This is a genomic window from Rhodoblastus sphagnicola (assembly GCF_002937075.1).
Taxonomy (GTDB): domain Bacteria; phylum Pseudomonadota; class Alphaproteobacteria; order Rhizobiales; family Beijerinckiaceae; genus Rhodoblastus; species Rhodoblastus sphagnicola.
Genome location: NZ_NHSJ01000137.1, coordinates 1 through 21,480, shown reverse-complemented (window position 1 = coordinate 21,480; position 21,480 = coordinate 1). Strand labels below are relative to the sequence as shown.

Here is a 21,480-nt window from a genome sequence, read left to right as displayed (position 1 = left end):
TTGGGATTGAACATGAGCGCGCTCTGGAAAGAGACCGTCATGTCCCGCCGGGCCTGAGCCCGAAAAAATCAGCCGACCGGCAAACTCAGCCGTGCTAAAACCGTGACCGGTTTCAGCCGGACTAAAACCGTGACCGGTCTCAGCCGACGATGCCGAGGATGTCGGATTCCTTCATGATCAGAAGGTCCTGGCCATCGATCTTGACCTCGGTGCCGGACCACTTGCCGAACAGCACGCGGTCGCCGGCCTTGACGTCGAGGGGAACGAGCTTGCCGGCTTCGTCACGCGCGCCGGGGCCGACGGCGACGATTTCGCCTTCCTGCGGCTTTTCCTTGGCGGTATCGGGGATGATGATTCCACCCTTGGTCTTCTCTTCGCCTTCGAGGCGCTTGACGACGACACGGTCGTGGAGGGGACGGAAGGCCATGATCAGGTCCTTTGCTCTGTTGGTTCCACCGGCTCGAGGCCGGGATGAATGGAGTGGCTTGTTAGCACTCACTCAACGTGAGTGCTAACAAGCTAGCCGGTAGATAAGAGCGGGCGCCGCTGGAGTCAAGGCTGGAGCGCGGCCGATTTTTTGACGAGTTCATCCGCCGGCATTAGGACTGGCGCCCGAAAGAGAGGGAGCAAACCGTGGCCGCCGAGGACAAAAAGGAAAAACAGGGCATTTTCGCGGCCCATCAGATTGCGGCCCTGGCGCGCGATGGCGCGATCCTGCCCGCGACGCCGTTCGCGCCGGACCAGATCCAGCCCGCGAGCCTCGATTTGCGGCTGGGACGCCGCGCGTGGCGCATGCGCGCGTCCTTCCTGCCGGGCGGGCGCAGCCTCGACGAGGCGATCAAGCGGCACGCCCTGCACGAGATCGATCTGACCCCCGGCGCCGTGCTGGAAACCAATTGCGTCTATCTCGCGGAATTATGCGAAAGTCTGGCGCTTCCCAAGGATATCTCCGCCGCCGCCAACCCGAAAAGCTCGACCGGCCGCATCGATGTTTTCACCCGGGTCATCGCCGATCGCGCGCGCGCGTTCGACACAATCGAGGCCGGCTATTGCGGCCCCCTTTTCGCGGAGATTTCGCCACGCACCTTTCCCATTCTGGCGCGGGAGGGTTCGCGCCTGTCGCAAATCCGCTTCCGGCGCGGCAATACCAGGCTCGACGGCGCCGGTCATGCGGCCCTCCACGCCCGTGAAAAACTGGTGTCCAACGCCCATCCCGACTTTTCGGGCGGCGTGCCCGTCTCCATCGATCTCGCCGGTTTCGAGGGCGGGTTGGTCGGGTATCGCGCCAAGCGCCACACCGGCCTGATCGACGTGGACAAGCCCGCCTCCCGCGACGCCGCCGATTTTTGGGAGCCGATTTTTTCCCGCGGCGGCGGCGAACTGGTGCTCGATCCCGGTGAATTCTACATTCTCGCCTCCAAGGAAGCCGTGCGCGTGCCGCCGGACCACGCCGCCGAAATGACGCCGTTCGATCCGCTGGTCGGCGAGTTCCGTGTTCATTACGCCGGATTTTTCGATCCCGGTTTCGGCGCGGAAGAGGCCGGCGGCGCTGGCGCCCGCGCGGTGCTGGAAGTGCGCTCGCATGACGTGCCCTTCATCCTTGAGGACGGGCAGGCGGTGGGCTGGCTGGTTTACGAGAGGATGGCGGAAACGCCGAGCGATCTCTATGGCGCGGGTCTCGGCTCGAATTATCAGGCGCAGGGCCTGAAACTTTCCAAACATTTTCGCGCGCCCCGTTGAAGCCCGGCGCGCGGCGGGTTAGAAGATGAGGCGTGACGCCATTCGCCCCGAGGGTCGGATGGTCAGAGCGGGCGTAGTTCAGTGGCAGAACGACAGCTTCCCAAGCTGTATGTCGTGAGTTCGATTCTCATCGCCCGCTCCAATTATTTCAATCGTGAAAACGCCTGGAGGCCGCGAACTCCATTCGTCTGCGCAAGCAGACGCCGGAGCCGGTGCTCTGCATCATCAAATCGGCGCTCGGATTCCGTCAATTTTCGATGCGCGGCCTGGAATGGGCGCGCGGCGAATGGAATCTCTTGACCATGGCCTGGAACATGAGGCGGATATTCGCCCTCAGCGCCGCATGAGGGGGGCGTGGACAGCTTGGCTCCGCCCCAAAAGTCTAAGCGAGGGCGCGAAAAAGCCGCCCCAGAGGGCGGCTTGGACGCGATCGATAGTCCGGCAGTCGGCGAGAAGCGACAGTCGCCGGCCAGTTGCGGTCGGCGCCGCGATCAAGCGGCGGCGGGCAGAGCCGCCTGGGCTTTTTCGACGATGGCCTTGAAGGCCGCCGGTTCGGAAATGGCGAGTTCGGAGAGAACCTTGCGGTCCACTTCGACGCCAGCCTTGGCCAGTCCGTCGATGAAGCGGCTGTAGGTCAGGCCGAATTCACGCACGGCGGCGTTGAGGCGCTGAATCCAAAGCGAGCGCATGGTGCGCTTCTTGGCCTTGCGGTCGCGCGTCGCATATTGCATCGAGCGATCGACGGCGGCTTTGGCGGCGCGGATGGTGTTCTTGCGGCGGCCATAAAAACCCTTGGCGGCCTTGAAAACTTTCTTGTGCTTGGCGTGCGAAGTGACGCCGCGTTTGACGCGAGCCATGGATGATCTCCAGAAACGTTGAAATTAAGCAGATTGCCGATCGGATCAGCCGTTGGGGAGGAAGTACTTCTTCACGTTGTCGCCGTCCGTCTTGAACATGACGTTGGTGCCGCGAAGGTTCCGGATCTGCTTTTTCGTGCGTTTGATCATTCCGTGACGCTTGCCGCGCTGGGCATAGACAACCTTGCCAGTGCCGGTGAGCTTGAAGCGCTTTTTTGCGCCAGATTTGGTCTTCAGCTTGGGCATTTTGCTCTCACAATGTTGAGGCCATCAGGCCAATGTGTCTTGTCTCTGCGCGCCGATAATGCGCAATCGAGCCAAAAAACCCGCCACGGCAGCCCTTTACTGGCCGGGCGGATTGAAGGGGCGCTTATAGGGGCAAAAGCGCGCGTTTGGCAAGAGCTGTCGCGACTTCAAAGACGACCGCAGCATCAAACTGAGATGGAAAGCCGGCAGATGAGATCGGGCCTATCTCGCTCTCCTGCTCGGAGCCTCACCCCGTTAACCCGGATTCAGATCCGCGCGCGAACCGAAGACTTCGATCCGTTCCGTCTCGGGGCGGGCCAGGATGGAGGGGAGGATGCGCGCGAGACGCTGGGCCCAGGCTTCGCTCTGTTCGGGCGCGCCGAGTTCGTCCTGGCGAATTTCAATCAGAGCGCCTGGAATGCCGCGCGCGCTCGACAACTCATACATCGAATCGTTCTTGAGGGCGCCGTCATAGGGCTCGTTGTCGCCAACCGTGACGCCTTCCGCGCGCAAGCCTTCGATCAACGGACCGGCAAGCCGGGGGTCGCGATCCCACAGGACACCGCAAGACCAGGGGCGCGCGCGCCCCTTGAAGGTCGGCGTGAAACTGTGAATGCCCAGGAGAACCGGAACCCGGTCCGACGCGAGCGCAGCCTCGACCAACCCGACGCAGGCGCGCCGGTAAGGTCGCCAAAATCGTTCCACGCGGGATGCGATTTCAACGGGACCAACCTTTGCGTTCCCCGGAATGATGGCCCCATCCGAAACGCGCATGACCAGCGTCGGGTCGTCCTCGCCACGATTGGGATCAATCAACAGGCGGGAAAATCCCGCAAGCGCCGCGCCAGCGTCAAGCAGGGCCGACAAACGCCGGGTCACCTGCGCCGCTCCGATGTCGTACGCGATGTGCCTCTCCAGATGGGCGCGCGACAGGCCAAGATCGCCGTAGCCCGAAGGCAAGGCGTTGCTCGCGTGATCGCAAAGCAGGATCAGCCGTTGGGCGGGCGACCCGGCGATCAGGTGGGCGGGCGCGAACGCCTCGGTTTCGGTGGAGAGGGAGAACGGAATGGCGCGAGTTCCGCGGGAGTTGAAAGGGAAAAGGTCGTGGCTGGCGTTGGAACGCCTTCGCCATTATGGTTAAACGAAAATTACGGCGCCAAAGCAAGAGTCACAGTTGCGCCGCGAGAAAATGAGCCGTGATGATCTTGAGAGCTTGCCATAAGACCGCGGCCCGCGTCGCCGCGATCTTGTCGATCTGTGTTCTTTCCGGAACCGCGCATGCGGATTTTCGCATGTGCAACAACACGGCCGCCCGCGTCAGCGTGGCCATGGCCTACACCAATGGCTCGGCCTGGGTTTCGGAGGGCTGGTGGAACATCAAGCCGGCCGCCTGCGAGACGCTATTGCGGGGACCGCTCGCGGCTGAGTTCTACTACGTTTACGCCATTGACGAACATGGCGGCGAATGGAAGGGCAAGGCCTTCATGTGCACGCGCGACCGCGAGTTTCGCATCGATGGCCGCGAGGACTGCTTTGTCCGCGGCTTTGATCGGTCCGGCTTTTTCGAGGTCGACACCGGCAAGGACGCCAAGAACTGGACGGTCCAATTGACCGATTCCGGCCAAAATCGCTGATCAGGGAGCATTTTATGAAGCGCAGCCGCCGTTGCAAGATCGTCGCCACGCTCGGACCGGCCTCCAATGACGAGGCCATGATCGAAAAGCTGTGGCGGGCGGGCGCCGACCTGTTCCGCATCAACATGAGCCACACCGATCCGGCCGGCATGCGCGAACGCGTGGCGATGATTCGCGCGGTGGAGGAAAAGGTCGGGCGTCCCATCGGCGTTCTGGTCGATCTTCAGGGGCCGAAACTGCGCGTCGGCGCGTTCAGCGAAGGCGGCGCCGATCTGGTCAAGGGCCAGAATTTCATCCTCGATTCGGACGAGGCGCACGGCGATTCCACCCGCGTGCGCCTGCCGCATCCTGAAATCCTGGAGAGTTTGCAGCCGGGCCACAAAATGCTGATCGACGACGGCAGGCTGCGGCTCGATGTGATCGAGGCGGCGCCGGGCCGCGCCGTGACGACGGTCGAAGTCGGCGGCCGCATTTCCAATCGCAAGGGCGTCAGCCTGCCGGACACCGAGATTCCCGACGCCGCCATGACGGAGAAGGATCGAATCGATCTCGCTGCGGCGGTCGAGACCGGCGTGGACTGGATCGCACTTTCTTTCGTCCAGCGCGCCGAGGATGTGAAGGCCGTCAAGGCGATCGTCGGCGACCGGGCGATGGTTCTGGCCAAGATCGAAAAGCCGCAGGCCATCACGCGTCTGGATGAAATCATGCTCGCGGCCGACGGGCTGATGGTCGCCCGCGGCGATCTTGGCGTGGAGGTGCCGCCGGAAAAAGTGCCGGGATTGCAGAAGCGCATCACGCGCGAGGCCCGCCGTCTCGGTCGCCCGGTGATCGTGGCGACGCAAATGCTGGAATCCATGATCACCTCGCCGACGCCGACCCGCGCGGAAGTCTCCGACGTCGCCACGGCGGTGTTCGAGGGCGCAGACGCCATCATGCTCTCCGCCGAATCGGCCTCGGGCCAATATCCGATCGAAGCGGTGGAGATGATGAACCGCATCGCCATGACCGTGGAAATCGAGCCCGTCTACCGCAGCATCATCAACGCCCAACGCAGCGCGCCGGAGAAAACCGGCGCCGATGCGGTGGCGAGCGCGGCGCGGGACATGGCCGAAACATTGGAGACGGAGGCGATCGTCGCCTGGACGGCATCGGGCGCCACAGCATTGCGCGTCGCCCGCGAACGGCCGCGCGCGCCGATTCTGGCGCTGACGCCCAATCGCGACACGGCGCGACGGCTGACCTTGGTCTGGGGAACAGAAGCGGCGGTGACCAGGGACGCCCACGATGTCGACGACATGGCCAACCGCGCCTGCAAATTTGCGGTCCGGCAGCATTTCGCGAACCCCGGGGATCGAATCGTCATCATCGCCGGCGTTCCGTTTGGAACGCCGGGCGCAACGAATATGCTGCGCATCGCCTTTATCGCCGAGGACGGATTGCGCGCGCAGTAGCAGGCGCGCGAGATCGTCGCTCGGCGTCGGATCCGAGGCGCTGAACGTTCGGAAGGGCGGCGGACTTCCGCGCCGCCCTTCCTGTCATAATCGAAACAGCCGCCGTCAAAAGCGCCACGCCGTTCGCCTCGGTCGGGCGCGTCATCGCGCGTTGACCGCAAGACGGTGCGTCACATAGCGCCTTAGAAATCAGGGCTGAAGGCATGTCGGGGACATCGTCGGAGCCCCCCCTACATAAAGAGTTCTTTATATCTTTATTGCCAATCTCCACGCGCGCTGCTATAGGCCGAGCGGCATTCGAAGGATTATTTTCATGTCCCACCCAACTCACGACTACGTCGTTCGCGACATCGCTCTCGCCGATTGGGGTCGCAAGGAAATTGCGATCGCCGAAACCGAAATGCCGGGCCTCATGGCGACGCGCGCGGAATATGGCGACAGCCAACCGCTGAAGGGCGCCCGGGTCGCCGGCTCGCTGCACATGACGATTCAGACAGCCGTGCTGATCGAAACGCTTCAGGCGCTCGGCGCCGACGTGCGGTGGGCCTCCTGCAACATTTACTCGACCCAGGATCACGCCGCGGCCGCGATCGCCGCGCAGGGCACGCCGGTGTTCGCGATCAAGGGCGAGAGCCTTGAGGAATATTGGGAATACACCCACCACATCTTCGAATGGAGCGACGGCGGTCAACCCAACATGATCCTCGACGACGGCGGCGACGCCACGTTGCTGATCCATCTCGGCCTGCGCGCCGAGCAGGGCGACGTTGCCTTCCTCGACACCGCGTCCAATGAGGAGGAAGAAGTCCTCTATGCCGCGATCAAGAAGCGGCTCAAGAGCAATCCCGGCTTTTACGGGCGCAACGCCGCCGCGATCAAGGGCGTGACCGAGGAGACGACCACGGGCGTTCACCGCCTTTACATCATGCAAAAGGAAGGCCGCCTGCTGTGGCCCGCCATCAACGTCAACGATTCCGTGACAAAATCGAAATTCGACAACCTCTACGGTTGCCGTGAATCGCTCGTCGATGGCATCCGGCGCGGCACCGACGTCATGATGGCCGGCAAGGTCGCCATGGTCGCGGGCTTTGGCGATGTCGGCAAGGGATCGGCGGCGTCGCTGCGCAACGCCGGCTGCCGCGTGCTCGTTTCCGAGATCGATCCGATTTGCGCGCTTCAGGCGGCGATGGAAGGCTATGAAGTCACCACGATGGATGACGGGGCGTCCCGCGCCGACATCTTCGTGACCTCGACCGGCAATGTCGATGTCATCACGGTCGATCACATGCGCGCCATGAAGGATCGCGCCATCGTCTGCAACATCGGTCACTTCGATTCCGAAATTCAGGTCGGCGGCTTGCGCAACTTCAAGTGGCACAACGTCAAGCCGCAGGTCGACGAGGTCGAGTTCCCCGACGGCAAGCGCATCATCCTGTTGTCGGAAGGCCGTCTGGTCAATCTCGGCAATGCGACGGGCCATCCGTCCTTCGTCATGTCGGCGAGCTTCACCAACCAGACGCTCGCCCAGATCGAGCTGTACACCAAACAGGGTCAATACGACCGGCAGGTCTACACCTTGCCGAAACACCTCGACGAGAAGGTCGCCAAGCTGCATCTGGAAAAGATCGGCGTGAAGCTGACCGAATTGACCAAGGCGCAGTCGGACTATCTGTCCGTGCCTGTGGAAGGGCCTTTCAAGCCAGACCATTATCGCTACTGATCCCTGGGGATCGGCGACTGTTACGTGCGACACGCCTCCGCGTCATCGACGCGGAGGCTTTTTCGTGGCGTCCGAACGCAGTAGATTGAATTGATTCGTCGGGGTCCGGACCCTGCGTCTTGCCGTGTGGAGAGAAGCTGGGTCCATGTCGAAGCGGAAAATCAAGTCAACTCCGCTTGAAGGCGCAGCCGCCCGCGCGCTGCGGATTGCAGCTCTGGCGTTGGCCGGCGCGCCCTTTATCTGCATACCCTTGGCCGTTCGCGCCGAGTCTCTGACGAATTTCGCGCAAGCCGAGGAAACTCACGGGCTGATCCGGCTTTCGGCCGGCTTCGGCCTCGTCATTTTCTCCGCCATCACCATTCTGTTTCACCTCACGGGTCGCCAGACCTGGCGCAAAACCGAGGTGAAGCTTCAGGCGGAGGTGGACGCCCTTCGTCAACAGGCTGACCGCGCCCGGTCGTTTATCGCCTCTGAGGCGCAATTTGTTGTGGTCTGGGCCGGTTCGTCGAACGAACCCGAGATTGAAGGCGATATCAGTCTCGCGCTCGACGCGCCCTTGCCGCGACGGATATTGGGGTTCACCACTTGGCTTTCGCCGGACCAGGCCAGCGCGATGGAGGCGAATGTCGCGCGCCTGCGCGAACGCGGCCAAGGCTTCCGGCTCGATCTCATCAGTCACAATGGACGACATCTCGAAGCCGAGGGGCGGGCCATTGGCAGTCGCGCCGTGTTGCGCGTTCGCGACGTCTCCGGCGATCGCCTGGAACTCATGCGCTTGCGCGCCGTCCATGCGGAGCAGGTCGCGCAACTTGAAATCCTGCGCGCATTGCTCGACGTGTCCGCCCATCCGGTTTGGACGCGCAACGGCGATGGCGCCATCGCATGGGTCAACGAGGCTTACTGTCGCGCGGTTGAAGCGAAGGATCGCCAGGACGTCGCGGCGCGCGGCCTCGAATTGCTCGACAGTCCGTCGCGGGAACAAGCCGCGCGCGCGCGGGAGGCCGGACAAGCCTGGCGTGTTCGCCGGAATGTTGTCATCGCCGGCGAGCGCAAGCTGATGGAAGTCTTCGACGCCGCGCTTCCAGGAGGGTCCGGCGGGATCGCCTACGATCTTTCCGAACTCGAAAGTCTTCGCGCCGATCACGCGCGTCAAATGGACTCCCACATCCGGACACTGGACCAGATCGCAACGGCGATCGCCATTTTCGACCGCGGCAAGACCCTTGTGTTCGCCAACGCCGCCTATCGCCAGCTTTGGGACTTGGAACAAGGCTTTCTCGAACAGAAGCCGAGCGATTCCGAAATCCTCGAACGTCTGCGCGCGGCGCGGCGCCTGCCGGAGCAGGCGGATTTTCGCAGCTGGAAAAATGGCCTGCTGTCGCTCTATCACAGCCTGGATCCCGCGCCGCAAGTCTGGCATCTCCCCGACGGGCGCACGATCCGCGTTGGGTTCGACCCCAACCCTCAAGGCGGCCTGACCTATCTGTTCGATGACGTGACCGAGCGATTCACGCTCGAATCCCAATATAATTCCTTGGCCAGAGTGCAGACCGAAACGCTCGACGCCTTGCAGGAGGGCGTCGCCGTGTTTGGCGCCGACGGCCGGCTCAAGCTTTACAATCCCTCTTTTGGACGGATGTGGCGCCTGCCGCTCAACCAGTTGAGCGAGAAGCCCCATATGGACTTGATCGCCCAAGGCTGTCGCGGCCTGGTTCCCGACGACGCGGCCTGGAACGATCTCCGCTCGATTGTCACCGGGCTTCACGCCGCGCGCATGGGATTTGAACGGCGCCTGCCGCGAACCGATGGCTCGATCGTCGATTGCGCCGCCGCCCCCCTGCCGGATGGCGGCACCCTCCTCACTTTCATCGACGTGACCGATGGCGTGAATGTCGAGCGCGCCCTGACCGAGCGCAACGAAGCCCTGATGGCGGCCGAGAGATTACGCGACGATTTCGTTCACCATGTTTCTTACGAACTTCGCTCGCCCCTGACCAATATCATCGGCTTCATTCAACTGCTGGGCGATTCGAGCGTTGGCCCATTGAACGAAAAGCAGCGTGAATATACCAGCTACGTCCTGAAATCCTCGGCGGCGCTGCTCGCCATCATCAATGATATTCTTGATCTGGCGACGATTGACCGCGACGCGATGGAATTGCGCACCGAAGACGTCGATATTGCCAAAACAATTCGCGAAGCCGCCGAGGGCGTGCAGGATCGCCTTGCGGAATCCCAGGTTGAACTGTCGCTGGTCATGCCGAAGGACATTGGCGTCTTTCAGGCTGACAGCAAGCGTATTCGCCAAATCTTGTTCAACCTTCTGTCGAACGCCATCGGTTTCTCGGAACCGGGACAAACGGTCACGCTCGCGGCGTTTCGTCGATCCGACGATGTCGTCTTCAAAGTGTCCGACAACGGGCGGGGCATTCCGCCAGAGATTCTGGACAAGGTCTTCAACAGGTTCGAAAGCCACACGCTCAATTCGCGCCATCGTGGCGTTGGACTCGGTCTTTCCATCGTCCGCGCGTTCGTGGAGGCGCATGGGGGACAGGTTTTGATAGATTCCGCGCCAGGAGAGGGGACGGTCGTGACCTGCATTTTCCCTACCAGGGGCGTCCGTGAACTCGGATGCCCGACCTCCGGCGACAAGGCTGAAGGACAGGCATGACCCATCCCGTTTGGCGCGTCGAACTGCAGGACGAAGCCGCCACCCGCGCGCTGGCCGAGGACATCGCCGAATTCGTCGGCCCCGGCGATCTCGTGACGCTTTCCGGCGATCTCGGCGCGGGCAAGACGACTTTCGTCCGCGCGCTGCTGCGCTGTCTGGCCGGCGATCCCGAGCTGGAGACGCCAAGCCCGACGTTCACATTGATGCAGGTTTACGAAACCCCGCGTTGCCCGGTCGTCCACGCCGACTTTTATCGCGTGCAAGACCCGCGGGAATTGGTTGAACTGGGCTGGAGCGAAGCGTCGGAAGGCGCGCTTGTCATCGTTGAATGGGCTGAACGCGCCGGCGACGAACTCGCCAACGACCGCCTGAATGTGGCGCTGGTCCCGGATTCCAGTCGGGGGCCGACCTATCGGCGCGCCGAAATCTCGGGGACCGGGGCGATGGCGCAACGGCTCGCCCAGACGCGCGGCGCCCAATCGGTGCTGGAGCGTTCTGGCTGGCGTCACGCCGAGCGCACGCGCCTCCAGGGCGACGCCTCCAGCCGCGCCTACGATCTGCTGCGCCGGCCGAATGGCGAAATGGCCATCCTGATGATCTCGCCGCCGCGACCCGACGGACCCGCCATCAAGAATGGCAAGTCCTACAGCGCATGGGTCCATCTGGCGGAAAACATCGGGCCGTTCGTGGCTGTTGACGCCGGCTTGCGGGCCTTGGGTCTGTCCGCGCCGGCCATTTATGCGGCGGATCTTGAGACAGGCTTCGCCGTCCTGGAAAATCTGGGAACCGCTGGCGTGGTCAACAACGACGGTCCCATCGCGGATCGTTATCTCGAAGCCGCCGCCGTGCTGGCCTTTCTCCACAGCCGCGATCTTCCGGACGCGCTGCCGCTGGGTGAAGGGCAATACACCTTGCCATGTTATGACGTGGACGCCCTGGTGACAGAGACGGAGCTGCTGCTTGACTGGTATGCGCCGCATGTCGGGCTGAATTTTGCCTCCGGCGCCCGCGCGCAGTTTGAAAACGCCTGGCGCGCCATCCTGGCCGCGCCCCTCGCGGAACAGAAGACCTGGTGTCTGCGCGATTATCATTCTCCCAACCTGCTCTGGCTGGAGGATCGTCCGGGCTTGCGTCGGGTCGGCCTGCTCGATTTCCAGGACTGCGTTCTCGGGCCGGCCGCTTACGATCTGGTCTCGTTGGCGCAGGATGCGCGCGTGGATGTTTCCGACGACCTCGAACTGAAGCTGCTGGGCGCCTATGCCCTGGCGCGCAAGCGCGCGTTCGCGGCGTTCGACATGGCGGCGTTCGCGGCCTCCTACGCCGCGATGGGCGCCCAACGCGCCAGCAAGATCATCGGCATTTTCGCGCGCCTCGATCGGCGGGACAACAAGCCCGCTTATCTGAAGCACCTTCCACGCGTCATCCGCTATTTGAACAAGAACCTGAGACATCCGGCGCTGGCCGAGCTAAAGCTCTGGTTCGAACAGAATTTGCCGCAACTGCTGCTGGAGCCTTGACATGGATGCGCCTCCGGAAAAGGCTTTTGTCTTCGCCGCCGGGCTGGGCACACGCATGCGGCCCCTGACGTCAAAGCTGCCCAAGCCCTTGGTCGAGGTCGGCGGTAGCACGATGCTCGACCATATGCTCGACCGTCTGGTCGAATCCGGCGTCACGGAAACCATCGTCAACGTGCATTGGCTCGCCGACAAGATCGAGGCGGCGCTTCAGGGCCGTTCGTCTCCGTCGATTAAAATCTCGGACGAAAGGGCGCTGCTGCTCGATCAGGCCGGCGGGATCGTCAAGGTTCTGGATAAATTTGGCGGCAAGCCGCTTTTCATCTGCAATACCGACGCGCTGTGGATCGATGCGCCGACGCCCCAGATCGCGCGGTTGCGCGACTATTGGGACAGCGAAAAAATGGACGTCCTGCTGCTGCTGGCGAACCGCGCCGAGAGCCTGGGCGCCGAAGGCCGGGGCGATTTCTTCCTGCGCCCCTCAGGCGTCCTCTCGCGCCCCGGTCCCGGCGAGGAAGCGCCTTTCATGTATGCCGGCGTCGGCGTGATCAAGTCTTCGCTGTTCGAGACTTGCGCCCTCGCGCCGCTAAAACTCGCGCCGTTCTTCTTCGAGGCCGCCGCCCGTGGCCGACTTTACGGCCTGGTCTTGCAGGGGCGCTGGCTGCATGTCGGAACGATCGACATGATCGCGCAAGCCGAGGCCGCATTCCGGTCGAGATCACAGCCGCGCGCCTTGACGATTTCCGCCGACGCAGCCGACCTCCGGCCAAAGGATCCAGATTGCGGCCCCGTGTTTTCAATATAGCGCCCGGCTGCGCGTTTCTCGAAACGTTTGTCGCCGCCCTCTACCAAGGTCAGGTGATCCCCGGCTTCAGCCAGTCGTCGGATCCGCTCGAATTGGCGAAAATCAGGATATACGTCCCCACGCGCAGAGCGGCCCATGCGCTGGCTGCGGAATTCAAGCGTCAGAGCCGTCGCTCGGCCATTTTGTCGCCTGCGATTCTGCCGCTTGGCGCGCTTGACGACGACGGGTCCGACCTCGTTATCGATCACGCTCAATTGCCGCGCGCGGTCGGGGACATCGAGCGCCGCATGATTCTCGGCGAATTGATCCTCAATTGGTCAGCCCGGCTGAAGCAAGCGATCGTCTCGATCGACGACGACGGCACGGTTCACCATGCGCCCGAGACATTGCTCGTCGGAACGCAACCCGTCGACGCCTGGCGCTTGTCGGGCGAACTGGCCGAGTTGATCGACGACATGATCATCGAGAATGTCGCCTGGAAGACTCTCGACACACTCAATGGCGATTTCGACACCTATTGGCGGCTCACGCTCCACTTTCTGGATATAGCGATCGAGGCTTGGCCAAGGATCCAGCAGGAGCGTGGCTTCGTCGATCCGGCGGCGCGACAAAGGGCGCTGATCGCCTGCGCGGTCGAAATGGTCGCGCAAATGGATCAACCGGTGATCGCGCTGGGATCGACGGGTTCAAATGTCGTCACGGCGCAACTGCTTGCCGCTGTCGCGCACGCCAAGCGCGGAGCCGTCATCCTGCCGGGACTTGACACTCATCTCGACGCGGCATCCTACGCAACGCTTTGGACTGCAACGACGAACACGCCGACGCATCCGCAGGCCTTCCTCGCGCGACTGATCAAGACCCTGGGCATCGAGAGGCAGGACGTCGTGTCTCTTGGAACGCCCTCCGCCAAATTGGCGATGCGCGAAAAATTCGTGTCCGAGAGTTTCCGTCCCGCCGAAACCACGGGCCAGTGGCTGAACTGGAGATCGCTTCACGACGCCGCCACGCTGCGACCGGCTCTCGAAGACGTCGCGCTCGTCGAAGCGGCCAACGAGCGCGAGGAAGCGTTGGCGATCGCCCTTTGCCTGCGCGAGGCCCTCGAAGACGAGACACGGATCGCCGCCCTGGTCACGTCGGATCGCTCGCTCGCACGACGCGTTCGCGCGGAATTGCTGCGCTGGAACATTGAAATCGACGATTCCGGAGGCGTTTCCCTTGGTCTGACCAGCGCCGGCGTTCTGGCGCGGCTGATTCTGAAGGCGCTTGCAGGGGGAGCGACCGACTGGGCGGCCTTGCTCGCTCACCCCCTCGCGACATTCGGCATGGAGTCGCAGGCCCAGACCCTGTCACGGCTTTTTGAGCTGGGCGTTCTTCGCGCAAGGCCGCGATCCACGATCTGCTGGCGCGAGGCGGTCGTCGCCGCGCGCGACGCCGCGCAGCAACGCGATGCGCACCCGCGCCAGAAAGCCCTGACCGAGGCCGATTGGCTCGGACTTGAAGATTACGCCAGCAAGCTCGACGCCGCCGTCGCGCCTTTGCGCGCCGTCACGGGCCGCCGCGCGTTGAGCTGCTGGCTCGAAGCGCATCGCGCGGCGATCGGCCTCGCCAGTCTGGGCGATGCGACGATGTCGGCCGAGGGCGACGACGGCGAGGCCTTGTCGCTGTTTTTCGACGAACTGGCGCAAACCGCGAGCGCGCGTTACATTTTCGACCTTGAGGCCTATGCCGCTTTCTTCGATGCGCTCGTCGCGGAGCGCGTTCTGCGACGCCCCGAGAGCGGGCATCCCCGGTTGCAAATCCTGGGCTTGCTGGAAGCGCGGCTTTACGGCGCGACGCGGTTTGTTCTCGCCGGTCTCGACGAAACGGTCTGGCCGCCGGAGGCGGCCAAGGATTCATTGCTCAACCGGCCCATGCGCGACGCGCTCGGCCTCTCGTCAATCGACCGCAGGATTGGCCAAACCGCGCATGACTTCTGCCAGGCGCTCGGCGCTCGGGAAGTGATCCTGACGCGCGCGAGAAAGCGCGGCGGCGCGCCCACCATCGCCTCTCGCTTCCTGCAACGCATGGAAGCCTTGGCGGGCGCGGACCTGTTCAAGGACTTGCGGTCTCGCGGCGACATCTGGCTCGATATCGCGCGCGGCCTCGATCAATCGGAGGCGCCCCCTCCCCTGAAACGGCCCGATCCGAAGCCGCCGCTGGAGTTGCGGCCGCGCGCCTTGTCGGTGACGCGGATCGAAACCCTTCGCCGCGATCCCTATGCGATTTATGCCCGGCATATTCTGCGCCTTGAGCGATTGCCGTCGCTTGACGAAGCCGCGGGCGCCCGCGAAATCGGCGTGGAAATGCACGCCGTGCTGGAGCGGTTCTGTCTCGACCATCCCTCCGGGCCGTTGCCGCCGAACGCGCGCGCGATCATTCTCGACATGGTCCGGCGCCAATTGGGCGATTTCGCCGACGACCCGGAGTTCAGGACATTCCGCTGGCCGCGTCTGCAAAAAGGCATTGACGTCTATCTGGCCTACGAAGCCGATCGCCGTCCGCATCTGCAACGATTGTTCGTTGAAAAGAGCGGCGCCTTGACGATTCCGCTGCTGGACGGGTCTGAATTCCGGCTGACCTGCAAGGCGGATCGCATCGAGATCCTGTCAAATGGCGAAATCGCCGTTTGCGATTACAAGACGGGCGAAATCCCGACGCTGCCCCAGATTCAAGCGGGCTTCTCGCCGCAACTCACCCTGGAGGCGGCGATGGTCGAGCGCGCGGCGTTCCGCGCGATACCGGCCGGTCCGGTGACCGCCGCCTTCTATATTCCCCTGGGCGGCGCCAAGAGCGCGCCCTTCGAAATCAAGCCCAACCCACGATCCAAGGACAAGCTTTCGTTTCAAGACCTCACGCGGGAACATTTCCGCGAACTTGAAAACCTCCTCAATGATTTTCGCGACCCCGAGCGCGGGTATCCCGCCAGGCCGTTTCCGCAATTTGCGTCACGATTCAATGAATACGATCATTTGGCGCGAACGCGGGAGTGGTCCATCGTTGGCGCCGGCGATGCGGCGGAAGACGCATGACCGTCGAACGTCCGATCCCCGACAAGACGCGACGCGATCAGGCCCGCGCATCGGATCCCCGAAATTCGGCCTGGGTCGCCGCCAATGCCGGATCGGGGAAGACCCATGTTCTGGCGCAGCGGGTGATTCGGCTGCTGCTTCAGGGCAACCGTCCAAACCGCATCCTCTGCCTGACCTTCACCAAGGCGGCGGCGGCGAATATGTCGGAGCGCGTGTTCCGCACTTTGGCGAACTGGTCGACCCTGCCGGATTCCGACCTGGGCGACGCCATTGCCGCGACGGGTGAACCTCGCCCGGAGCGGCCTGAACAGCTCGCGCTCGCGCGTGTCCTGTTCGCGCGGGCGCTGGAAACGCCCGGCGGTTTGAAAACCCTGACCATTCACGCCTTTTGCGAGCGACTGCTGCATATCGCGCCGTTCGAGGCGAATGTTCCGGCCAGCTTTACCGTGTTGGAAGACGCCCGCAAGATTGAGCTGCTCGCCCGCGCCCGCCGCGAAGTCTTGATCGCGGCTCAGGCGGACGCTGTTCTGGCCTCGGCGATTGAGCGGATCGCGGGAGAAATCGGCGTCACCTTCGACAAGTTCTTCAAAAGCGCCCTTGATAAACGTGCGTTATTTCGTGCGTTGCATTCGCAGAAAGCACAACGCGACCTCCGGATCGCGCTTGGTTCGGACCCGGACGACACAGTCGAAACGGTGATGAAAGCCATCGCCCTGGATGGACTGTCGCCAGACGATTGGCTCGCCATCGCGGAGGTCATGGACACGGGCGGCGTCAACGATCAAAAGCGTGGCCGCTTGTTTCGTGAGGCCTACGAACAATGGAATTCAAATAACGTCGAATTGGCCGTGCAATCGCTGGCGTCGGTTTACCTGAAGAAAACCGATGGCGAAGCCGCGACGGTCCTGAACAAGGCGCTTGCCAGCGCCCGTCCGGACGTGTTGGAGACGCTGGAGAGAGAGCAAGAACGTTTCCTGCTGCTATGGGATCGGCTCGCGGCCGTGCGAATCGCCGACCGAACGATCACGCTGAGCGTCGTCGTGAATGCAATCCAGGATCGCTACGAGCACCTCAAGGCGACGCAGCAATGCGTCGACTTCGACGACATGATCGAGCGGACGTTGAGCCTGTTGTCGCGCTCCTCAGCCGCCTGGCTTCTCAAGAAACTGGACGGCGGCATCGATCATATTCTTCTCGACGAGGCCCAGGATACATCGGCGGCGCAGTGGCAAATCATCGAGCGCATTTCCGCCGATTTTTTCGCCGGCGAGGGGCAAGTCAGACGGCCCCGCACCATTTTTTCCGTCGGCGACGAAAAGCAGTCGATATTTTCCTTTCAGGGGGCCGAACCCGAGCTTTTTTCGGCGAAACGGCGAGAATTCTCTCGAAGAATTCAAGATGTTGACGGCAAGTTCGAGCCGGTTGACCTGCACTTGTCGTTTCGGTCGGCGCCCGGCGTCTTGGCCGCTGTCGACAAAGTCTTCGCCACGCCTGAAAGAAGCCGGGGGCTGTCCGCGGGGAACGATCATGTCCCAACCGTGCATGAAGCGTGGAAGCGCGACTTGCCGTCGGTGGTCGAGATCTGGGACGTCATCTCGGCGCAGGATCGCGAACCAGACCGGGACTGGAAACTCCCGCTCGATTACCGGGACGAGACCGATCCGGCGGTCGCTTCCGCGCGACGCATAGCCGGCGTCATCGCGAACTGGTTGAGAGACGGCGAAACTGTCGGAGCAGGCGCGGAAACGCGACCGGTCCGGCCCGGCGACATCATGATTCTCGTGCGGCGGCGCGACACCTTTTTCGAAGCCATGATCCGCGCGCTGAAAGAAAAAGGCGTTCCGACCGCAGGGTCCGACCGTCTGCAATTGGCGCAACATATCGCCGTGATGGATCTTCTCGCAACCGCGCGCGTCGCGCTGCTGCCGGAAGACGACTTGAACCTCGCCACGGTTCTGAAGACGCCGCTGTTCGGTCTCAATGATCAGGACTTGCTCGATCTGGCCCCAAACCGGCAAGGTTCGCTCATTGACTCTCTGCAGTCGTCGATCCTCCCATCCTATCAAGCCGCCTGCGCCAGACTCGATTTCTTGAGCCGAATGGCGCGAGAGTTGACCCCTTTTGATTTCTTCGCGCGGATTCTGGGTCCGATGGGCGGACGGCGAGCCATTCTCGCGCGGCTTGGCCCGGAGTCGGGCGACGTGCTCGACGAGCTCCTGAACAGCGCTCTCGCCCATGAAAACAGGGCGGCGCCAAGCTTGCACACATTCATTGCCGAAGTTGAATCTTCGGAGGGAACCATAAAGAGGGACCTGGACAGCAGCGAAGGCCAGGTCCGCGTGATGACGATTCATGCCGCCAAAGGGTTGGAGGCGAAAATCGTCTTCCTCCCGGATGTCTGCTCGACACCGACAAGTCGCCTGGATCTGCCGATTTTCGCATTGGACGCGGGAGCCAATGGGCAACTTCCGGTGTGGTCGCCACGCAAGGCCCTGGATTGCTCTCGCCTCGCGCTTCTAAGGACCGCGGAGAAAGACACGAGTCTGGATGAATACCGCAGATTATTGTACGTGGCGATGACGAGGGCGGAAGAGCGGCTCTACATAGCGGGACACCGAGGAAAAGTCGAAATTCCATCCGAAAGTTGGCGCCGCATGATCGAACAAGCCTTGGCTGAAGAAACAGTCGAGGCGCCAGCCTCCTAACCTCAGGGCTGTTCGAAGAACTAAACTGAGATCGGGATCGGCGTGTTTCGCGTAGTGCGATTTTTCGCCTTAGAAACCATTAGAGAATACCGTTGTTCGCATCCCCATACTTTTGAGAAGGGTCGAAAAGACAAGGGAACAACACGAAACAGGTGTCATTCGAATGCAGCCCGAGCTTTGAAAAACGCGATGACGAGAAGCCCTGTTCCTACGATGGAGACGATCCACAGCGCCTCATAGCCATAATGCGCCAGGATGACGCCTCCCACCGCCGAAGCGACTCCGCCGCCGCCAAACAAGCCCAATCCGACCAGACCAGAGGACAAGCCGCTGGCGCCGACCTCGAAAGCCAGTGTCGCCAGTGTCGATTGCACCAATACGTATCCCAGTCCAAGCGCCACCACCGCCAGAGCGCCGATTCCCCAGTGGGACGATAACGCCAGCAGACTCGCGGCAAGCAAGCCGAGGGCCGCGCCGATCATGGCGGTTTCCCGTCGGCCCATTCTTCGGGTCACGCGGCCCATGCAAACGCCTGCGATCAAACTGGCGACCCCAAACAGCATAAGTACGCCACCGGCCCGTAATGGGTCGAGTCCGCCTCGCTGTTGCAGGAAAGCACCGATGAAACCGTAGATGCCCAGCAGCAGATATCCGTCAGCGAAGGCCAGCAGATAGACGGATCGTCCCTTGGGCGCGCCCACGGCCCGATATAATTCCCTGGTAAAATCTGATGTCGGCTTATGGGGCAAATCGTCGCCAAGTCGCCGGAGCAGGCCGAAAACGATCATGGCCATGCCCGCGAATACGGCAAACACGACGCGCCACGAGACATATTGGGCGAGCAGTCCGCCGAATCCGACACTCATGGCCTGTCCCAGGAACACGATCCCCATGAAGCGTCCGACATGCGTCTGACGTTCGTCCGAGGGCGCCCTGTCGCCGATCAGGGCCAGGGATACCGCAATCAGTCCCGCCGCGAAAAATCCCGTCACGCAACGGCAGATGCACAGACAGAGAAAGGAGGGCGACAGCGCGCACCCCACCGTGCCGAACGCCAAACCGAGCATCAGCTTGCGCAGCAGTCGCAGGCGGCCATATCCCTCGCTGAAATATCCATGGACAGGCTGCATGAGTCCATAAGGAATCATGTAGGCGGCCAGGACCAGCGCCGCCTGCGCCACCGAGACGCCCAGACCTTCGGCGATCGAGGGCAGGATCGGGGCAACGATCCAGTTGTCGGCGGCGGAAACCAGCCCACCACACCCTAGCGCCAGCACGAGGTTGTCCCGTGTCGGGGAGTCCGCCGTTTCGGTTCCCAATGCCCGCATTTCCTGGTCGTCCAATGTTTCCTCATCCCGGCCGTGGGGGGAAAAGACACCTCGGTCGGAACGGGTCCATCGTAGACATGAGCCGTTTTTAGTAACAGACACAGGAAAGCGGTTTTGTTACCATAACAGTCGCCATGAGCGCTCGGTCACCGACATTCCGCTATCGCATTCTGGTCAAGAAGCTGACCCAATTAATCGATGACGGCCTGCTCGTCCCCGGCGACCGCCTGCCCTCGGTGCGCCAGTGCGCGCGGCAGGAAAAGATCAGCATGACCACGGTGCTTCAGGCCTATGGGCTGTTGGAAAGCCAGGGACTCATTCAGGCGAGGCCGCAATCCGGCTATTTCGTCCGCGAACTTCCTATTGCGCTCCCTGACGAACCATCGGTTTCAACGCCTAGCCGGAACGCCACCCGGGTCGATGTTGGCGACCGGATTGCCTTAATTCTGCGCGACAGTCAAAATCCGGCTATTGTTCCCCTCGGAAACGCCTCTCCCGGAACAGGACTGCTTCCCTTGCGCGCGCTGGACCGCCTGCTGACCGCGCGCATCCGGCGATCCCGCCATGACGGGGCGCCGGATTACAGTTACCCGCCGGGCGAATACGATCTGCGCCGCCAGATCGCCCGTCGCTCCCTGGACTGGAGTGGACGGCTGGATCCGGACGACATCATCATCACCAGCGGCTGCACTCAGGCCATCGACCTGTGTCTGCGAGCCACGACGCGGCACGGCGACCTGGTCGCCGTCGAATCGCCCTGCTATTTCGGTACGTTGTTGCTGCTGGAAACTCTTGGCTTGTCGGCTGTGGAAATTCCGGCCCACCCCCGTGATGGAATTTGTCTCGACCGGTTGGCCGACGCTCTGGCCACTCACCCCATCCGCGCCTGCGTTGTCTCGCCCTGTTTCAGCAACCCGCTGGGTAGTCTCATGAGTGACGCGGCCAAAGGGGCATTGCTGAGCATGCTGGCGCAACGGGATATTCCGCTGATTGAGGACGATACCTTTGGCGAATTGGGATACGCGGACATCCGCCCAAAACCGGCCAAGGCGTTCGACGATTCGGGCTTGGTCATGCTGTGCGCCTCGTTTTCAAAAGTCTTGGCGCCCGGCTACCGCATCGGCTGGACGGCGCCAGGACGCTTCCGTGATCGGGTCGAACGTCTGCAACTGGCCTCGACCCTCGCTGTTCCCCGGATATTCCAGCACACGATCGCCGATTTTCTGGCAAACGGAGCCTATGATCGCCATTTGCGCCGGATACGAACCGCAGCTTCGGTCCAGTCGCGGCGGATGGCCAATGCCATCGGCGCCTATTTCCCGTCTGGCGCCAAGGTCACCAAGCCAAACGGCGGGCTGGTGCTGTGGGTGGAACTGCCGGAAGGGAGCGACGCCATCCTCTTAAGCGAACGGGCCATGACCGAGGACATCGGTATTTGTCCCGGTCCGATCTTTTCCGCCACCGGACAATATCGGAATTACATCCGCCTCAACGCCGGCTCCCCCTGGTCTCCAGCTTTGGAAAGAGCCATCCGCCGACTCGCGGAACTGATCCATGAACAAAAATCACCGCCCCGGCGATCAAACCGGGACGGTGATTGAATTATGTACGAATTGGTTGCGGGGACAGGATTTGAACCTGTGACCTTCAGGTTATGAGCCTGACGAGCTACCGGGCTGCTCCACCCCGCGTTAAGAGTATTCGCTTTGTTTTGCGGGCATTTCCGGAGGTTTGCAAGGTT

The 21,480-nt window shown here is 62.4% G+C and carries 16 protein-coding genes, 2 tRNA genes and 1 pseudogene; 12 read left to right on the top strand and 7 right to left on the bottom strand.

The window, feature by feature from the left end; all coding sequences use genetic code 11:
• Positions 1-139 precede the first annotated feature (139 nt).
• Positions 140-427 carry a co-chaperone GroES gene (gene groES / locus CCR94_RS23255; protein ID WP_104510664.1) on the bottom strand — a complete coding sequence of 96 codons (288 nt, stop codon included), beginning with the start codon at positions 425-427 and terminating at the stop codon, positions 140-142.
• A 206-nt stretch (positions 428-633) separates the two neighbouring features.
• On the opposite strand from groES, the gene CCR94_RS23250 reads away from it, so the two are divergent.
• The 3 genes and pseudogenes from CCR94_RS23250 to CCR94_RS23240 form a co-directional block, all read left to right on the top strand.
• Positions 634-1,740, top strand: a complete 1,107-nt coding sequence (locus CCR94_RS23250; RefSeq protein ID WP_104510663.1) for a 2'-deoxycytidine 5'-triphosphate deaminase — start codon at positions 634-636, stop codon at positions 1,738-1,740.
• A gap of 67 nt (positions 1,741-1,807) precedes the next feature.
• Positions 1,808-1,882: transfer RNA gene (locus tag CCR94_RS23245), tRNA-Gly, on the top strand.
• Positions 1,883-1,931: 49 nt separating this feature from the next.
• A pseudogene (locus tag CCR94_RS23240) lies at positions 1,932-2,087 on the top strand (transposase); the annotation flags it as partial.
• 144 nt (positions 2,088-2,231) lie between these two features.
• On the opposite strand, the gene rplT reads toward CCR94_RS23240, so the two are convergent.
• From rplT to CCR94_RS23225, 3 genes are all read right to left on the bottom strand, one after another.
• Positions 2,232-2,597, bottom strand: coding sequence for a 50S ribosomal protein L20 (rplT, locus tag CCR94_RS23235; protein ID WP_104510662.1), 366 nt, complete (start codon positions 2,595-2,597; stop codon positions 2,232-2,234).
• 45 nt (positions 2,598-2,642) lie between these two features.
• On the bottom strand, positions 2,643-2,843 hold the full coding sequence (gene rpmI / locus CCR94_RS23230) for a 50S ribosomal protein L35 (RefSeq protein WP_104510661.1): 201 nt from the start codon (positions 2,841-2,843) through the stop codon (positions 2,643-2,645).
• A gap of 255 nt (positions 2,844-3,098) precedes the next feature.
• On the bottom strand, positions 3,099-3,860 hold the full coding sequence (locus CCR94_RS23225; protein ID WP_275112838.1) for an N-formylglutamate amidohydrolase: 762 nt from the start codon (positions 3,858-3,860) through the stop codon (positions 3,099-3,101).
• A 230-nt stretch (positions 3,861-4,090) separates the two neighbouring features.
• On the opposite strand from CCR94_RS23225, the gene CCR94_RS23220 reads away from it, so the two are divergent.
• The 3 genes from CCR94_RS23220 (at position 4,091) to ahcY (ending at position 7,648) form a co-directional block, all read left to right on the top strand.
• Positions 4,091-4,477, top strand: a complete 387-nt coding sequence (locus CCR94_RS23220; protein WP_275112837.1) for a DUF1036 domain-containing protein — start codon at positions 4,091-4,093, stop codon at positions 4,475-4,477.
• 14 nt (positions 4,478-4,491) lie between these two features.
• Positions 4,492-5,928 (top strand): pyruvate kinase, encoded by a 1,437-nt coding sequence (gene pyk, locus CCR94_RS23215; protein WP_104510658.1) that lies wholly within the window; start codon positions 4,492-4,494, stop codon positions 5,926-5,928.
• A gap of 313 nt (positions 5,929-6,241) precedes the next feature.
• Positions 6,242-7,648 carry an adenosylhomocysteinase gene (gene ahcY / locus CCR94_RS23210; RefSeq protein ID WP_104510657.1) on the top strand — a complete coding sequence of 469 codons (1,407 nt, stop codon included), beginning with the start codon at positions 6,242-6,244 and terminating at the stop codon, positions 7,646-7,648.
• A gap of 166 nt (positions 7,649-7,814) precedes the next feature.
• Here the strand turns inward: ahcY and CCR94_RS26240 are convergent, their stop codons facing one another.
• Positions 7,815-8,801 (bottom strand): hypothetical protein, encoded by a 987-nt coding sequence (locus CCR94_RS26240; protein WP_244594201.1) that lies wholly within the window; start codon positions 8,799-8,801, stop codon positions 7,815-7,817.
• Here CCR94_RS26240 and CCR94_RS26235 point away from each other — a divergent pair, their 5' ends adjacent.
• The 5 genes from CCR94_RS26235 to addA are packed head-to-tail and all read left to right on the top strand — an operon-like array spanning position 8,802 to position 18,411.
• Positions 8,802-10,319: a sensor histidine kinase gene (locus CCR94_RS26235; RefSeq protein ID WP_244594200.1), complete on the top strand. Its 1,518-nt coding sequence runs from the start codon at positions 8,802-8,804 to the stop codon at positions 10,317-10,319.
• Entirely contained in the window at positions 10,316-11,836 is a 1,521-nt protein-coding gene (tsaE, locus tag CCR94_RS23200; RefSeq protein ID WP_104510655.1) for a tRNA (adenosine(37)-N6)-threonylcarbamoyltransferase complex ATPase subunit type 1 TsaE, read from the top strand. The genes CCR94_RS26235 and tsaE overlap by 4 nt, the downstream gene beginning before the upstream one ends.
• A gap of 1 nt (position 11,837) precedes the next feature.
• Positions 11,838-12,638 (top strand): nucleotidyltransferase family protein, encoded by an 801-nt coding sequence (locus CCR94_RS23195; protein ID WP_104510654.1) that lies wholly within the window; start codon positions 11,838-11,840, stop codon positions 12,636-12,638.
• Positions 12,614-15,706 carry a double-strand break repair protein AddB gene (gene addB / locus CCR94_RS23190; protein ID WP_104510653.1) on the top strand — a complete coding sequence of 1,031 codons (3,093 nt, stop codon included), beginning with the start codon at positions 12,614-12,616 and terminating at the stop codon, positions 15,704-15,706. Before CCR94_RS23195 ends, addB begins: the two co-directional genes overlap by 25 nt.
• Entirely contained in the window at positions 15,703-18,411 is a 2,709-nt protein-coding gene (gene addA / locus CCR94_RS23185; protein WP_104510652.1) for a double-strand break repair helicase AddA, read from the top strand. The genes addB and addA overlap by 4 nt, the downstream gene beginning before the upstream one ends.
• A gap of 155 nt (positions 18,412-18,566) precedes the next feature.
• On the opposite strand, the gene CCR94_RS23180 is transcribed toward addA, so the two are convergent.
• On the bottom strand, positions 18,567-19,754 hold the full coding sequence (locus tag CCR94_RS23180) for an MFS transporter (protein WP_206605894.1): 1,188 nt from the start codon (positions 19,752-19,754) through the stop codon (positions 18,567-18,569).
• Between the two features lie 119 nt (positions 19,755-19,873).
• Here CCR94_RS23180 and CCR94_RS23175 point away from each other — a divergent pair, with 119 nt between their 5' ends.
• Positions 19,874-21,340 (top strand): aminotransferase-like domain-containing protein, encoded by a 1,467-nt coding sequence (locus tag CCR94_RS23175; protein WP_104510651.1) that lies wholly within the window; start codon positions 19,874-19,876, stop codon positions 21,338-21,340.
• Positions 21,341-21,353: 13 nt separating this feature from the next.
• Here CCR94_RS23175 and CCR94_RS23170 read toward each other — a convergent pair.
• A tRNA-Met gene (locus CCR94_RS23170) sits at positions 21,354-21,430 on the bottom strand.
• Positions 21,431-21,480 lie beyond the last annotated feature (50 nt).